The sequence below is a fragment of the Duganella sp. CY15W genome (genome assembly GCF_009857555.1).
GTDB lineage: Bacteria > Pseudomonadota > Gammaproteobacteria > Burkholderiales > Burkholderiaceae_D > Rugamonas > Rugamonas sacchari.
Genome location: NZ_WWCQ01000001.1, coordinates 1,711,405 through 1,727,040, shown reverse-complemented (window position 1 = coordinate 1,727,040; position 15,636 = coordinate 1,711,405). Strand labels below are relative to the sequence as shown.

The 15,636-nt window shown below is 61.8% G+C and carries 16 protein-coding genes; 5 read left to right on the top strand and 11 right to left on the bottom strand.

All coding sequences use genetic code 11. The features are described 5' to 3' along the window. From GTP58_RS07645 to queE, 4 genes are all read right to left on the bottom strand, one after another. The gene (locus GTP58_RS07645; RefSeq protein ID WP_161076895.1) at positions 1-942 is read right to left on the bottom strand and encodes an alpha/beta fold hydrolase; all 942 of its coding nucleotides are present in this window, start codon (positions 940-942) and stop codon (positions 1-3) included. A gap of 65 nt (positions 943-1,007) precedes the next feature. Beyond that, on the bottom strand, positions 1,008-1,493 hold the full coding sequence (tadA, locus tag GTP58_RS07640) for a tRNA adenosine(34) deaminase TadA (RefSeq protein WP_161076894.1): 486 nt from the start codon (positions 1,491-1,493) through the stop codon (positions 1,008-1,010). Next, positions 1,483-1,932 carry a 6-carboxytetrahydropterin synthase QueD gene (gene queD / locus GTP58_RS07635; RefSeq protein ID WP_161076893.1) on the bottom strand — a complete coding sequence of 150 codons (450 nt, stop codon included), beginning with the start codon at positions 1,930-1,932 and terminating at the stop codon, positions 1,483-1,485. The genes tadA and queD overlap by 11 nt, the downstream gene beginning before the upstream one ends. Beyond that, a complete protein-coding gene (gene queE / locus GTP58_RS07630; RefSeq protein WP_072782120.1) occupies positions 1,933-2,568 on the bottom strand; it encodes a 7-carboxy-7-deazaguanine synthase in 636 nt (211 codons plus the stop codon). It lies immediately after the preceding gene. A 160-nt stretch (positions 2,569-2,728) separates the two neighbouring features. Here queE and GTP58_RS07625 point away from each other — a divergent pair, with 160 nt between their 5' ends. Further along, the gene (locus GTP58_RS07625; RefSeq protein WP_161076892.1) at positions 2,729-3,493 is read left to right on the top strand and encodes a sensor histidine kinase; all 765 of its coding nucleotides are present in this window, start codon (positions 2,729-2,731) and stop codon (positions 3,491-3,493) included. Positions 3,494-3,510: 17 nt separating this feature from the next. Further along, the gene (locus tag GTP58_RS07620) at positions 3,511-4,506 is read left to right on the top strand and encodes a diguanylate cyclase (protein ID WP_229215455.1); all 996 of its coding nucleotides are present in this window, start codon (positions 3,511-3,513) and stop codon (positions 4,504-4,506) included. Here GTP58_RS07620 and GTP58_RS07615 read toward each other — a convergent pair whose 3' ends face one another. The 4 genes from GTP58_RS07615 to GTP58_RS07600 all read right to left on the bottom strand — a co-directional run bounded on the left by GTP58_RS07615 (position 4,507) and on the right by GTP58_RS07600 (position 8,322). Beyond that, the gene (locus tag GTP58_RS07615) at positions 4,507-6,219 is read right to left on the bottom strand and encodes a DUF4214 domain-containing protein (protein WP_161076891.1); all 1,713 of its coding nucleotides are present in this window, start codon (positions 6,217-6,219) and stop codon (positions 4,507-4,509) included. A gap of 87 nt (positions 6,220-6,306) precedes the next feature. Then, positions 6,307-6,555: a hypothetical protein gene (locus tag GTP58_RS07610; RefSeq protein ID WP_161076890.1), complete on the bottom strand. Its 249-nt coding sequence runs from the start codon at positions 6,553-6,555 to the stop codon at positions 6,307-6,309. After that, the gene (locus GTP58_RS07605) at positions 6,552-7,328 is read right to left on the bottom strand and encodes a DNA/RNA non-specific endonuclease (protein WP_161076889.1); all 777 of its coding nucleotides are present in this window, start codon (positions 7,326-7,328) and stop codon (positions 6,552-6,554) included. Before GTP58_RS07605 ends, GTP58_RS07610 begins: the two co-directional genes overlap by 4 nt. 31 nt (positions 7,329-7,359) lie before the next feature. Beyond that, a complete protein-coding gene (locus tag GTP58_RS07600) occupies positions 7,360-8,322 on the bottom strand; it encodes a YafY family protein (protein WP_161076888.1) in 963 nt (320 codons plus the stop codon). Positions 8,323-8,408: 86 nt separating this feature from the next. On the opposite strand from GTP58_RS07600, the gene GTP58_RS07595 reads away from it, so the two are divergent. After that, entirely contained in the window at positions 8,409-9,038 is a 630-nt protein-coding gene (locus tag GTP58_RS07595; protein WP_161076887.1) for a LysE family translocator, read from the top strand. A gap of 193 nt (positions 9,039-9,231) precedes the next feature. Then, complete coding sequence (locus GTP58_RS07590) at positions 9,232-10,785, top strand: hypothetical protein (RefSeq protein WP_161076886.1); 1,554 nt, start codon at positions 9,232-9,234, stop codon at positions 10,783-10,785. A gap of 62 nt (positions 10,786-10,847) precedes the next feature. On the opposite strand, the gene GTP58_RS31035 is transcribed toward GTP58_RS07590, so the two are convergent. Continuing rightward, positions 10,848-11,018: a hypothetical protein gene (locus tag GTP58_RS31035; protein ID WP_202413499.1), complete on the bottom strand. Its 171-nt coding sequence runs from the start codon at positions 11,016-11,018 to the stop codon at positions 10,848-10,850. 199 nt (positions 11,019-11,217) lie between these two features. On the opposite strand from GTP58_RS31035, the gene GTP58_RS31710 reads away from it, so the two are divergent. Next, positions 11,218-12,867 carry a methyl-accepting chemotaxis protein gene (locus tag GTP58_RS31710; RefSeq protein ID WP_161076885.1) on the top strand — a complete coding sequence of 550 codons (1,650 nt, stop codon included), beginning with the start codon at positions 11,218-11,220 and terminating at the stop codon, positions 12,865-12,867. Here the strand turns inward: GTP58_RS31710 and GTP58_RS07580 are convergent. Both GTP58_RS07580 and GTP58_RS07575 read right to left on the bottom strand, forming a co-directional pair. After that, positions 12,788-13,987, bottom strand: coding sequence for a glycosyltransferase (locus tag GTP58_RS07580; RefSeq protein WP_161076884.1), 1,200 nt, complete (start codon positions 13,985-13,987; stop codon positions 12,788-12,790). The two genes, GTP58_RS31710 and GTP58_RS07580, sit on opposite strands and share 80 nt — an antisense overlap. Next, entirely contained in the window at positions 13,988-15,619 is a 1,632-nt protein-coding gene (locus GTP58_RS07575) for a methyl-accepting chemotaxis protein (RefSeq protein ID WP_161076883.1), read from the bottom strand. Positions 15,620-15,636 lie beyond the last annotated feature (17 nt).

Genomic DNA, 15,636 nt, shown 5'->3' with positions numbered 1-15,636 from the left:
TCAGTGATGGGTGCCGCTGCCTGCGCGATGCTGCGGCAACGGAGGAAGTTCGGCCGTCATATTACCGCGCAGGTGCTGGTCTAGCAAGGCAAGCAGGCGCTCGATCAGTTGCGGCGGCAGGTCATGTCCCATGCCCTCGATGACGTGCAACCGCGCATCGGGAATCGACTGCGCCGTATCAACGCCGCAGGCCACCGGCACCAGCGGGTCGGCCGCGCCGTGTATCACCATCGCCGGACAATGTATCCGCCGCAGCAGTGGCGTGCGGTCGCCGGAAGCGACAATCGCGACCATCTGCCGCGCCACGCCGTCGGGGTTGGTGCCGCGGTCCAGCGCCCGCTCTATATTCGCGCGCAACACGCGTTCCGGCGTGGGAAAGGATGGGCTGCCGATCAGGCGATACACCGCCATCATATGGTCCACCACGGCCTTGCGGTCGCCCATGTCAACTGAGCGCATCATCGCATTGCGCGCGCTCGCGGTGGGACCAGGCAAGCCGCGCTTGCCGCTGGTGGACATGATGGAGGTCAGGCTCAGCGTGCGCGCGGCAAAGCGCGAGGCGAAGATCTGCGCAATCATGCCGCCCATGGAGACGCCCACCACATGCGCCTTGGCGACGCCCAGCGCATCGAGCAGGCCGAGCGCATCGTCGGCCATGTCGCCCAGTGTGTAGGCGGGCTGCTGCTTCAAGCCGACCAGCGACTTGAGATACGCCCACAGCAGATTGGGTTTTTTATGCTCGTGGAATTTGCTGGACAGGCCAATGTCGCGGTTGTCGAAGCGGATCACATAGTAGCCCTGTTCGACCAGGCCTTCCACCAGATCCGCAGGCCAGGCAATCAGCTGCATGCCGAGCCCCATGATGAGCAGCACCGGCGGATCGAGCGGATTACCGCTGGTTTCGTAGGCAATCGTGATGCCGTTTGCTTGCGCCGTAGCCAAGACCATCTCCCTGTGCGTGCTTGGGAATCAGCATACCATTTTTTGCTGGCGCGGTGAAACCGGCCTTACACTTGTGTGGCGCGCCTGGCAGCCGCCAGTGCCGCACGGCGCGCGGCAAAGAAATTCTTGAGCATGGCGCCGCATTCCTCGGCCATCACGCCGCCGACAATATCGGTATGGTGGTTCAGCTGTTCCTGCTCGAACAGGTTGAGCACCGAACCACAGGCGCCCGTCTTCGGGTCGGCGGCGCCGTACACCACCCTGGCCAGGCGCGCATGCATCATCGCGCCCGAACACATCACACAGGGCTCCAGCGTTACATACAGTTCGCAACCGGGCAAACGATAGTTGCCCAGCTTCTCGGCCGCAGCGCGCAGCGCGACGATTTCCGCATGCGCGGTGGGATCATGCTTGCCGATCGGCTGGTTGCAGCCGACCGCAATTACCTCGCCGTCCTTGACGACGACGGCGCCTACCGGCACCTCGCCGAGGTCCCACGCCTGCTGCGCCTGTTCCAGCGCCAGCTGCATGTAGACGCTGTCAGACACCATCGGTGATCTCGGCCCAGCAGTTCGGGGTTTCGTGCAGCACCAGCTTGTGCAGGTGCAGACCGGTGCCGTAGCGGTCCTTGTAGGCCGCCTTGAGGATCCCGAAAGCGACGTGGGCCAGGTTTTCCACGGTCGGAATACGGTCGATCACCACGGTTTTGTGGTTTGGCAGCGATGCCAGGAACTCGCGCACCGCGTCATCCTTTTCGTAGACGATGAACGCGTGGTCCCAGACGTCCACCAGGTGCTCCTTGGCCAGCGCCTTGATGTCCGAGAAATCCATGATCATGCCGTTGTCGGAATTGCCTTCGACATCGATGATGTTGCCGGTCAGCGTGATTTCCAGCGTGTAGCGGTGGCCGTGCAGGTTGCGGCACTGGCTCTTGTGGTCGGGAATGCGGTGGCCGGCGTCGAATTCCAGCTTGCGGGTAATAGTTAACATTTAAGGTATCTGTAAAAGTTTATGGGTTTGCAAGCTCAGCTTCCACTTCGGGTTGCGCTTGCAGGTCTCGATCGCCAGCCGGGTATTGAACTCGGCCAGCGGGCCGTCCATGGCCTGCACGTAAAAGTTCTCGAAATCCAGCTGTTCGTAGACTGACAGGTCCTGGTTGGTCTGCGGTATCACGACCTTGATTTCGCTGCCTTTGCGGACCACCAGCTCGGCGCCCATTTTCGGGCTGACGCAGATCCAGTCCACGCCGTCCGGCACCGGCAGCGTGCCGTTGGTTTCAATCGCGATGGTAAAGCCGGCCGCATGCATGGCGTCGATGAGCGGCTTGTCCAGCTGCAGCAGCGGCTCGCCGCCCGTGAATACCACGTACTTGCTGGCCGGATAGCTTTCCGGCCACAGCGCATTGATGGTGGCAGCCAGGGCCTCCGGCGTCTTGAACTTGCCGCCGCCTTCGCCATCGGTACCGACGAAATCGGTATCGCAGAACTGGCAAATGGCGCTGGCACGGTCGCTTTCGCGGCCGGTCCACAGGTTGCAGCCGGAAAAGCGGCAGAACACGGCCGGACGGCCGGCGTGGGCGCCCTCACCCTGCAACGTGTAGAAAATCTCTTTGATGCTGTAAGTCACGATAGTTCCTGATAGGACAACCCTCAATTATATCCCACGCCACAGTTTCCGGGTAGAACCGCCAGAAGTTGACATTTCACAATGCTTGCACCTGGTAAGCAGTTATGTTGGTCGATGTGGACGCTTGCCAACGTTGTCCTCCATCACAGGAAGATACACCATGAGATACGCGCCGCTCCTCCTTGAAATCGACCTGTTCTGCGCCAGCGTGTGCGTGCTGGCAGCCGCCGCCTGCGTGCTGCTGTGGTGGCGGCAACGCGCGCAGGCGATGCTGGCGATGACCCACGCGCGCCAGCAGATCCGCCAGCTCAGCGCCAGCCAGCAATCGCTGCGCGACGCCGAACGGCGCCGCATCGCCTGCGACCTGCATGACGACCTCGGCCAGCAACTGCTGGCGCTGGCGCTGGACTGCGCCACACTGCAGACACAACACCCCGCGCTGGCGCAGCCGCTGGCCTGGCAGGCATCGCGCATCCAGCAAGCGACACGGGCCATGCGTGCCATTGTCCACGATTTGACGCCGGAGGCGCTGGAATCAGGCCTGGAAGGCGCGCTGCAACAACAGATCGCCCAGTTCTCGCGCCTGAGCGGCATCCCGTGCCGTCTCGACGCCACGCCCGACGCCTTCGACGGCCCGCCTGCGGAACGCACCGACACCGTGGTCTACCGCGTGCTGCAGGAATCCCTGAGCAATATCGTGCGCCATGCGCAGGCATCCGAAGTCTGCATCGGCCTGTGCCGGCAGGAACACTGCCTGAACCTGACCGTGCGCGATAACGGCGTCGGCCTGCCGCAACCGGGCGCACGTGCCGGCTTTGGCTTGCGCGGCATCGCCCAGCGCGTCGCCGAGGTCGGCGGCCGCGTTGACATTGCCAGCACACCCGGCGCGGGCACTGCGCTCACCCTGTCCATCCCAATCCAATAACCAGCGAGGCGGCGCCCATGAACAGCTCCCAGAAAATCCAGCACGTGATGGAATTCTCCCAGGCGGACCAGCAGCATGGCTTCGCGCTCAAACTCATGGAATTGCTGGTCATTCCCACCTTCGTCATCGACACCAGTGGCAAAATCATTATCTGGAACCGCGCGTGCGAACGCTTGACCGGCGTCGAAGCCTGGGAGGTGCTGGGCACCGCCGACCACTGGAAATGTTTTTATGGCGAGCAGCGTCCCACCCTGGCCGACCTCGTGATCCAGGGCCGCGCCGCCGATCTGCACCGGCTTTACCGCCAGCACGCGCGCCGCAACGACGCCGACAACAATCTGTGCGCCGAAAACTGGTGCGACATGCCGCGCCTGGGCCGGCGCCGCTACCTGGCTGCCGACGCCAGCCCCATTCTCGATAGCGAAGGCAAGCTGGTGGCGGTGGTGGAAACCCTGCGCGATGTCACCGATGAAAAGCACGCTCAGGTGGCGCTGGAGCAGCTGGCCACGCGCGACGGCCTGACCGGCCTGGCCAACCGCCGCTGCTTCGACGACACCCTCAACGCCGAATGGCAGCGCGCCTTGCGCCATCAGCAGCCCTTGTCGCTGCTGATGGTCGATGTCGATAATTTCAAGCAGTACAACGACGCTTACGGCCACCTGGGCGGCGACGAGTGTTTGCAACGCATCGCCACGGCCGTGTCGAGCGAAATGCGCGCCAACGACCTGGTGGCGCGCTATGGCGGCGAAGAGTTTGCGGTGATTTTGCCCAACCAGTCGCTCAAGGGCGCGGCAATCGTGGCGGAACGCATCCGCTGCCGCGTGGAGCAGCTACGGCTACCCAACCTGGGCAGCCAGCAACATGTGGTGACGGTCAGCATCGGCGCAGCCACAGCGCTGGCGGCGCCGGAGACCGATCCCAGCCAGCTGGTGGCCACGGCCGATTCGGCGCTGTACCGCGCCAAGCACATGGGCCGCAACCGTATCAGCCTGCCGGGTACCGATGGTCCGTGATTACGTTGGAACCCACGGCGTGTACGACACGCCGACCGGAATCACATGGCTGATAACTTCGATGTTTTCCGCCGACTCCGAGAAGTTGACCAGCAGCTGCTCACGCGACATGCCGTTGGTCAGCGCATTCAGCTGGACATTGTAGCCCGCGATATCCGGCTCGCGATGCAGCACGTTGTGGTACAGGCTGGTGACAAACACACTGTTGCTGGCATTTTCGCCGTAGGTCCGCACAAACTCGGGGCTGTTGATAAACCCCTTGGCGATCGACAGCAGCGTCTGTCCGTGATCCATGCGGTACAGCCAGAAGCCCATGCCCAGGTCATCCGGCGTACGGGCAAACATGGCGCCGTACAGACGGTACAGCTGACCCGCTTCCCCGCTGGTATCCAGCGCCAGGCCCGTGTTGTCGCTGAACTGGACACGTTCCACACCGGCCAGGAAATCTGCAGTACCGGCAGCATTGGTCACCGTCACGCCACCGACATTGGCCGACACCGTAAAATCGGCACGCTTGCCGCCGAAGTTGACCAGGTCGATGCCGGCGCCGCCCCAGATCAGCTGGCTGCCGCTGCCGGCAGTCAGCACATCGTTATTGACGCCGCCCGCCAGCAGCGAGCTGTAATTGGACAGCTGGATCGCAGCATCGCTGAATTGCAGCTTGCTGATGCCCACCAGGGTATCGGTGCCGTCGCCGGTCACAGTCAGGTTGCTGATCGAACCCGACAAAGCATAAGACGCCAGCGTATGGCTGAATACCACCGTATCGTTGCCGCCCACGCCCGTAATCAGGTCATTGCCGGCGCCCTCGTATATCGTGTCGGCGCCCGCGCCGCCGGTAATCACGTTGCCAGCCGAATTGGCATAAATCGTCGAACCGCCACTGCCGGCAACCGCGCGCTCGATGGTGACGTTATAGGCTATCGAAATATTGTTATAGCCCGGCGCGGTTTCACTGAAGCTGCCCGCGTTCAGGTTGATGACGCTGGCATTGGTGCAGGCGGAAAAATCCAGCGTGTCGGTGCCGCCCGCATCCCAGATACACTGCAACGGCGCATCGGTGCCGAAGCTGTAGGTATCGTTGCCGGTGTGATAGCTCATGTTGGCGCCATACAGATACTGCATCGCCTGGATGTCGTACAGCATCGGCGTGATGCCGTAGTTACCGTTGAGCTTGAAACCAGCGCCGACGTTATACGACATCTGCGTGTAATCGATATTGTCCTGCGCCGCCGGCAGGAACGGGCCGTCAATGGAGCTGCCGGTGGAATCGTAATTACCAGGATGCTTGAAGCCCAGCGTATGGCCCAGTTCGTGGATCAGCACCGCGATACCAAAGTCGCCGTCCTGGAAGCTGAAGTTGTACGCGTCCTTGTTATTCGTGAACAGATAGGTCGGATCGCTACCGTTCGGCAGATACGCATAGCCACTGCTCTGCTTGCCCTGGTCGTTGGTACCCAGCTGGATGTTGCCGCCAAACGCCACTTCGGTGAATTTGATATTCGCCACCGCTGCCCATTTGGCCATGGCCGCACGTGCGCCAGCCTGCTGTTCGGCGCTCATCGGCGCGAAACCATTGGCGTCATCGGCGCTGGCGTCGGAAGGCAGCGTCGTCATGAAACTGTAGGTGAGCGACACCGGCTGTCCAGCTTTGGTTTTCCAGCTGCTATACACCAGGGAGTCGATGGAATTATTACCGGTCGTTAAGCTCATGACAATGTCGATTCAATAAAATAAAGGGCACAGGCCAGCGTGGGCGGGCCTCCTCACAGAATAACATTCTTGTTGCCCCAGCGATACTTATTCAAATGGATTTGCGACGATAGTGTGGGCAGCAGGCGCCAGTTTGGCCGGCAGCGGCTGGCCTTCCAGGCGGGCCACGACCGCAGCCAGCAACTGCTGCAATGCGCGCGCGTCCGCCAGGCCGGCCTGGTCGGCCGTCAGGTCGATATCGCCGTTGATGGTCACACGGTCCAGCCGGTTCTCGATACTCAGACCGCCGATGCGCAGCACGTCCGATTCATTTTGATAAGGCACAAACTTGCTCATTCCTTGCTCCCGTCTTTACGTTGTCTCACCTTCGGCATGCGCAGCATGACTTCTTTCTGCGCCGTCGACAGCGACGGCAACAGCTTGATGCCCACCTTGTCTTCAAGCTGCGCAATGCTCAGCATATCGTAGCTCGCGTCGCTACGGTTTTCGATAAAGAAAGCAGCGCCGGCACGCTGGCGCGGGCTGTAGACCAGCTTGTACAAATGGCTCGGCACCAGGACATTGCCGACCTTCTGCAGATTGCCGCCGATAAAGGCCGGCCCGGTAATCACATACAGATCGCCCTCCTTCTGCGCCATCTTGCGCACCACGCCTTCGATACCGGCCCAGATGTGACGGTTGTTCTCGGCATCCTGCGGCACCATGTTTGCCAGCGTAAAGCTTTCGTGCTGGGTTTCGCGGTCTGGCATATCGCCGTTCGGCGCCATGTGGCCACGATCGTAGCCGCTGCGGGCATAGTCGGCCAGTTCAGCGCGCGTACCGGGCGCCAGGCGCGGCTCGGGGTGGAAGGAGTTTTCGCGCGACAGGTTCTTTGCCGCGTCGATATTTTGCGCCGTCAGATGTTCGGCCGACCACAGCGGCGTGCGCGTGATTCCGGAGTACATCACGCCAAACACGCCGTAGCATAGCTCGGTGGTGGCGGCATTCATTTTGGCATTGCGGATTTCCGGCAAACGGCCATCGACATAATGAGTGGGGCATTGGCCCGCCGTGGCCACGGTGGCGGCCAGCATGGCAGCCGTGGCCACCAGACGCTGAATCAGATACATAGTTTCCTTGTTGCGATAAAGTCGCCGCATTCTAGCGGACGGCGGCCATGCGCAACAAGCGCTCGCCTATCGTGCGTAGCGCCGTGCGCAATGCGGGCGGCTCCAGCACCTCCACCTCAAACGGCGCCGCCGCCAGCTGGCGCGCGAACCACTCCAGCTCATCGGACTGGTTATGCAGCAGCACGCCATGTTCGCATTGCTCAAACAGGCCGATGGTGTCGATGAAGGCGCGTCGTGCCTGGTCCAGCGTGGTCTTCAGCAGTACCCTGGCAGCGAACTTGCGCGGCACCGTCGCGACCGCGACCCGCAGATGCTCGAGCGCGTCGAAACCAGGCGGCCGCTGTGCCAGGCCGCGCGTGGGCCGGACTGCCGTCACGCGGTCCAGCCGGAACGTCCGCATGTCCTGCCGCAAATAGCAGTACCCGACCGCATACCAATAGCCGCCGTAATAAGCCAGGCCATAGGTATCAAAGTCGCGTTCGCTGTCCACGCCGGCGGTGCGGTAATGCAGGCGCACGCGCCGCCCCTCCTTGGCCGCCAGCGACAGCGCGCCCAGCGCGGCGTTGTCCGGCGGCGGCGCAGTGCGGGACGACACGCTGCGCAAGTCTAGCCGCACCGTGTCATGCATCGCACTCACGCGGTGGCGCAGACCATCCGGCATGATGCGCTCCAGCTTGGCCTGGGCGCTGGCGACCGCTGGCGCGGCTTCCGCCAACCCCAGCCCCCGCGCCGCCAGCAAGCCCAGCGACAAAGCCTGCGCTTCATCGTCGGTGAACATCATGGGCGGCAGCTTAAAACCGGGCATCAGCGCATAGCCGCCATGCCGGCCACGCTCAGCCGTGATCGGAATACCGAGCTGCTCCAGCATCACGATATAGCGCCGCAGCGTGCGGCCATCGACCGCCAGCCGGCCGGCCATGTCGGCGCCGCTCAGGCGGCCATGGGTTTGCAGCAGTTCCAGCACTGCCAGCACGCGTGTAGTGGGATGGTACATGGCGTAAAGATAGCAGGTTTATAGGGCCAAATTCGCCCTGATTCCCACTTAAGCTGTTCCAAACAACAACTTTACGGAGTCTTGCCATGTCACAGGCCGCCAATCTCTGGCTGTATTTCATCGTGGTCCTGGGCGTGATCGCGCTGCCGGGGCTGGATATGGCGTTTGTCATGGGCAGCGCCATGCTGGGCGGACGGCGCTCTGGCATGGCGGCCGTGGCCGGCATCATCGCCGGCGGCTTCTGCCATTTATGCCTGGGTGCGCTGGGCGTGGCCATGGTGCTGCAATGCTGGCCGCCGCTGTACAAGATCATGCTGCTGGCTGGCGCCGCCTACATCGCCTGGATGGGCTATCAACTGCTGCGCAGCGACAGCATCTTTCATCCGACGGCCGGAGCGGAAGCCATGGCCGATGCCGTCATCTTCCGCCGCGCGCTGACCACCAGCCTGCTGAATCCCAAGGCCTACATCTTCATGCTGGCCATCTTCCCCCAATTCCTGCGCCCCGGTGCGGGGCCGCTGTGGGTGCAATCCGGGGTACTGGGCGGTATCACTGCGCTCACGCAACTGGGCGTCTATGGTGCGCTGGCCTACGCTGCCAGTGGCGCCAGCGGCTGGTTTGCGCGCCATCCGCAAAGCTCCACCATCGCCGCGCGCGTCATGGGGCTGCTGCTGATTGCCACCGCAGTACTCAGCGCAACGCAGGCCGGAAAATAAAAAAGGCTGGCGTTCACAGAACGCCAGCCTTCTCAAAACATCCAGCCCTACCAGAGGCAATGTTTTTATTTCATTTGGTGCAACACTGATTGCAATTATACACGGGTTTGGTACTGCTGTCTAAGCCCTCATGATGCATGTCAAAATGTATTTTCAAATATATAATTTGGCATTTATACCAATGAGGAATTCTATGTCCCACAAAAAATTCATATTGAAAGGCCTGGCTGCGCTTGTTGCCCAGTATTGCATTTCAACATCAGCGCTGGCAGGTGTCGACTCGTTGACCATTCAAAACGACGAAACCACCATATCGTTCTTGATGTACTACAGCGGTCCGTCGCCAGCAACTGCGCGGCAACTCTATATTGATACAGACCTGTCCAGAAATACTGGTTTTACGATGGGCGGGGTCGGTGCGGAATTTTTCGTCAGCGACGGTACTTTTTTCAGATACATCGGCAAGGGGGGCTATGATTTCTCATGGGACCTAAACAATACTGTTCCGGTCAGCTATTCGGATGATGGCACCAAAGCCCAGTGGACGATACCGCGTAGCCTGCTGCCGGCAGTGGCAGACGTCCGCGTCGCCGGTAACCTGAAAGGTGCAGGCTGGCAATCGACATCATCCATCGTTTCACATACATTCAGCTCGACTACCCAGGTGCTCGCTCGCGATCCCCTGGTCTGGCCATTTGCTCAAAACAGCATCTGGAATATGCCGATTGGCCGGGGCGCGACCTATGTTCCAGCCAATCTGCCTGAAAAGCCTGGCAACAATGTCTGGGCAGGTGCGCCACAAGTTGACCGTGAGAAGATCGTACTCCGGCCGAATGCGCCGTCCACCGCGATTTTCACCAGTTCTGCAGGATGGGGCCCCGGTGCCAATCGCTGCGCGCCCACGGGAGCACAGATCACTAGCGTGCCTATCCCGACAGACTATGTGGTTGAAAACAATAATACAAATAGTTCCGCCACATTCCTCATGGAAGACGGCCGCACCCTGATACAGTCCCAGCCTTTTGCTCGCTGCACTGCGGGTGGCCCGGCAACAAGCCAGGCCTTGCTGCCGCCGGTTGACCTGTATGGACCGGGCATCCTGGGCGCACACGGTGGCTCACGCCTTTCTGCGATTGGCGGCAGTCTCCGGCTCGGCGAGCTGCGTCCTGGCGGGCAAGGTCCGCGCCACGCGCTGAAGCTAAATGTCTACGCCGCCCAGGTTCTATACAAGTGCAAGGATAAAACCTCTAACTCCGACTGCTACCGCTGGCCTGCGCTCGCTGCTGATAAATACGCAGTCGGACACTACGGTACTGTGGACAATGGGCTGGTCATCAATGGCACAGCGGATACGGGAGGCTCGTACGCCATGCGAATGGGTGCCCTGCTCGCGATTCCGGCAACGACAGATTTGAGTACCCTTGGTTTGGAAACTACGCCCGCCAAGCAGCTCGCGTGGACCTTGCAGAATTACGGCGCATACATTGTTGACGACGCCTTGGGCCCGAACTATGCGCTGAATGCCGAGGACGGCGCCGACGGCTCGTTCATGAAGCAGTTCTATGACGACTGGCAATTTAACCTTAACGCCATAGTCAAGGACGACACGCCATGGTCACGCGATTTTATTCGTCTGATGGTGGCACTGTATGTAGTAGACAATAATTCCGCTACGACTATTGGCGGCGGCGGTGAACCGCTGCAACCGTTGGCGCCAGCTTTGCCATCCCTGTTGCCGCAGCACTAAAACACCGGAAGCAGTGGTCGCCGGCGCGCTTGACAAGGCGCCGGTGTTACCACCACAGCCACTCAAGATGATTTGCTGTGGCCGGACTTGGTTTCTCCCGCCTTGGCGCGCTGTTTATTCACGATGCGCGCAGCCACTTCTTCCTCGCGCCCCTTGTAGCGCCCTTCCTTCTCGAATTTGTGTTCTAGCTCCTGGTACTCGCGTTCGCGCTTGGGGCTGGCTCCTTTCGGCATGATGGATCTCCTTCGCAGTTGGGGTTGTCCCATGCTACGGAAATGACCGCCCGCACGGCGCACGCCTGCCCTTGTTGCTTTATTCACGAATGTGTCTATGCAAATAAGAAATATTTCTAGCTAGCCATTTATTTCCCGGATACACTTTCCGTTCCTACAGGTAACTACCATCTCTTAAAAACATAACTAAAGACGAGTCATGAATATTGCCAACCTGAAGATCGGCCACCGCCTCACCATCGCTTTTTCACTGACGACATTGCTGATGGCCATTGTGGTCATTGTCGGCGCCCTGGGCTTGCGCGCGACCAGCAATGAAATCAACCTGACCACCCATGACCGCTACCTGAAAATCAGCCTGCTTAACCAGGTGAAGGACCAGGTGGCGCAGCAGTCGCGCGGCTTGCGCGACCTGCTGCTGATCGACGCGGCGGAAGCCAATGCGGAATACGCCGCGATTGAACAGCGCAGCAAAACCATCCGCAGTTTGCTGGAGCAGCTAGGCGGCATTCTCCATCAACCGCAGGCGCTGGTGCTGTTCAAGGAACTCCAGGATGCGCGTGGCGTATATTCGCCGCTGCGCGACCAGCTGATTGCCGCCGTCAAGGCCGGCGACAAGGACCGCGCAACCGCCCTGCTGCTGCAAAAAGTCCGCCCTGCGCAAGCAACGTATGTGGCGGCGCTGGACAAGCTGATTGACTTCCAGGTGCAGCTCATGCAGCACTCGGGCGACAGCGCTGAACAAACCGCCAGCACCTCCAGTGCGCTGATGATTGCGATCGGCGTCGCCGGCGCCGCGCTGGGACTGTTCGCCGGCTGGTATGTCACCGGCACCATCGTGCGTCCGATCCGTTATGCGGTGCGCGTGGCGCGCACGGTGGCCGATGGCGACCTGAGTTCCGAGATCCAGATCCGCACCCGCGACGAAATCGGTCAATTGTCGGCCGCGCTGAAGGACATGAATACCAGCCTCATTTCCATCGTGTCCGAAGTGCGCAAAGGCACGGATTCAATCGGCACTGCCTCGGCCGAAATCGCCGCCGGCAATCTGGATCTGTCCGAACGCACCGAACGCCAGGCCGGTTCGCTGGAAGAAACCGCATCCTCGATGGAGGAGTTGACCTCCACCGTCAAGCAGAACGCCGCCAATGCCAATCAGGCTAACCAGCTGGCGATGTCGGCGTCCAGCGTGGCCGGCAAGGGCGGGCAAGTGGTCGCACAGGTGGTGGACACCATGGCGTCGATCAACGCTTCCGCGCGCAAGATTGTCGATATCATCGCGGTCATCGACGGTATCGCTTTCCAGACCAATATTCTGGCGCTGAATGCGGCGGTGGAAGCAGCGCGCGCCGGAGAACAAGGCCGCGGCTTCGCGGTCGTGGCCAGCGAAGTGCGCAGCCTCGCCCAACGTTCGGCCGCCGCCGCCAAGGAAATCAAGCAACTGATCGGCGATTCGGTGGACCAGGTCGATGCCGGTGCACGCCTGGTCGACCAGGCTGGCGCCACGATGGAGGAAATCGTCACCAGCGTACGCCGCGTCACCGACATCATGAGCGAAATCGCTTTCGCCAGCCAGGAGCAGCTGTCCGGTATTGAGCACATCAACGGCGCCATCACCGAGATGGACCAGACCACGCAGCAGAACGCGGCACTGGTGGAACAGGCATCCGCCGCTGCCGTCACCATGCAGGAGCAGGCCTCGCACCTGGTCGATGCGGTCAGCGTATTCAAGCTGGATGGCGAAGGCCGTAGCGCCCGGATCTCGTCGATCAGCGCCGGGCGTCGTGGCGCCCGTCGAGTAGAAGCGTTATCCGCTCCACCAGCAGCGCGTTCAACTGCTGCTGGCTGAATCCCGCGTGACGCGCCGCGAAACCACGCGCGGCGTCACGATACCCTGCCTCATTCAGCAAGGGCCGCAGGACCGCGCGCCAATCCCCATCCGGGGCAAGCAATGCGGCGTTGTAACCGGCGCCAGACATGGCAACCCGCCGCGCCCCCAGGAATTGTTCGGTATGCGACGGTAGCATCAGCAGCGGCACGCCGGCCAGTAGCGACTGTGCCAGCGTGCCCTCGCCCGCATGGCACACGCACAGATCCGCTTGCGCCAAAGCCTGCGGCAGCGACACCGGCGCCTCTGCATACAGCACGCGTTCACTGATGACGGGCGGTACGCCGCCAGCTGCCACTTCCGGCACATACGCCAGCACGCGGCAGCCTTCGTCCACCAGCGCCCGTAGCACCGCAGCGTGCGCCGCATGCGATGCCTTCAGATACGCGAACACCTTGCGTCCTTCGCCATCCGGCCAATATGGCGCCAGGCCACCTTCGGCGACGCAGCTCGGCCCCAGCCAGTCTGCGCCATCACGCTGGTAATGATCCAGCTCCGGCCAGGTACACAGCAAATTTGCATCGCCAAGGAACACGTCTGCCGCGTAGGCATAGGGTTGAGCACCCAGTTCCGCCAGCACCGCGTTCGCCGTGGCCAGCATGCGCGCCTCGGACGATGCCAGACGTTCTGCCGGCGCCTCGCGTAAAGCAGGCAGCGGCCGTCCCTCGGGCGGCATGCTGAAACCGGTGCCGATGGCGGCAGTGCGCAAGCCCATGCTGCGCGCAGCCAGCAGCGCAGTTGGCGCATAGTCAGCGACCACAAGGTCGGGCTCCAGCAGTGCCAGCATGGCGCGCCAGCCGTCCACCATGCCACGCAAGGCCGGCGCTTCCAGATAACCGCAGCGGAACAGGATCTCCGCCAGGCTGGCTGGCGGCGGCAGACCTACCGTGTCATGCAGCCACAAGGGCGCCTGCAGTATCTGGACCTCGAGCTCCGCCAGCAAGGCATGCGTGTGCATCAGGTCACGCACACTGAGGCTGACGCGATGGCCATGTTCGAGCAAGGCCAGCGCCAGCATTTTCAGCCGGCCGGCATGCCCCAGTCCAGCGCCCAGTTCCCAGCACAGGTGAATATGCGCCAATCAGCCTCCGCCCGCCAGCGCGCCCTGGCGCCGATGCGGCAATGCCAGCTGCGTTAAGACCGGCCGGTGCGCCTGATTCAGCTTGAACACGCTGACCACTTCCGCCAGGCCTGTCGCCTGCTCCTGCAAAGAGGCCGCCGCAGCAGCGGCTTGCTCCACCAGTGCCGCATTCTGCTGGGTCACCGTGTCCATCTGCGTCACGGCCTGATTGATCTGCTCAATGCCGACTTCCTGTTCGCGGCTGGCGGCTGTGATTTCGCCCATGATGTCGGTCACGCTGCGGATGCTGGCCACAATTTCGTCCATCGTCACGCCGGCCTGGTTGACCAGCCTGGCGCCTGCATCGACTTTCTCCACCGAGTCGTTAATCAGCGCCTTGATTTCCTTGGCCGCCGCCGCCGAGCGCTGCGCCAGGTTGCGCACCTCGGACGCCACCACCGCGAAACCACGGCCCTGCTCACCCGCGCGCGCCGCTTCCACCGCCGCGTTCAAGGCCAGAATATTGGTCTGGAAGGCGATGCCGTCGATGACGCCGATGATGTCGACGATTTTCTTCGAGGAGTCATTGATCGAGTTCATGGTCACCACCACCTCTGCCACCACCGTGCCGCCGCGCCCTGCCACGTCGGACGCCGACGCCGCCAGCTGATTGGCCTGGCGCGCGTTATCCGCATTCTGCTTCACGGTGGACGTCAGCTCCTCCATCGACGATGCCGTCTCTTCGAGTGAACTGGCCTGCTGCTCGGTGCGTTGCGACAGATCCAGGTTGCCGCTGGCGATCTGGCTTGACGCCGTCGCGATGGTGTCCGTGCCGCCGCGTACCTTGCCGACGATGTCCTGCAGATGTTCGTTCATATCCGCCAGCGCGCGCAGCAGCATGCCGGTTTCGTCCTGGGTATTGACCGAGATCCGGCTGGTCAGATCGCCGGCGGCCACCGTCTGCGCGACCTGCACGGCCTGCTGCATCGGCACCGTGATGGAGCGCGTGGTCATCCACGCGATCACCACGCCCATGCCGATGGCGGCCACCGACAGCACAATCATCATCAGGCGCGCACTGGCGTAGGCGGCCGCGGCGTCATTGCCTGCTTCGGTGTTGAGCGTGGTTTCCAGATCGGCGAGCTGGTTCAGCAGATCCAGCCATTTTTGCTGCACCGGTTTCAGTTCACCGCTCAACAGACTGGTGGCCTCTTCGGCCTTATTGGCCAGACCCAGTGCGGCCGCCTTGGCCATCAGTGGCCGCGCGGCTGCTTCGGCCTCTTTAATCTTCGGCATCAGGGCGAGTTCGCGGTCCGTCGTGCTGGGCAGAGAGGCGAACATCTCATTCAGTTTCTTTTCCGCGTCGGCGTACTTTTGCTCGTTCAGGCGTATGCGGTCGGCTTCCGGCTGCATGTCCTTCATCTCGGTGAACAGGGCCAGGTTGCGCAACGCAATGGAGCGGTCGTTGACGGTGTCCAGCATCAGGTCGGCCAGCTTGCCTTCGGGGTTGTTGACGTTGGCGATTTCGTCGAGCCGCTGCTGTACCTGCGCCATGCGGGTGATGCCCACAATGGTGACCACCACCAGCAGCACCAGCACAATGCCAAAGCCGGCGCTGAGCCGGGTGCCAATCTTCCAGTTCGATACATTCACGTGACTCTCCTTGTCGA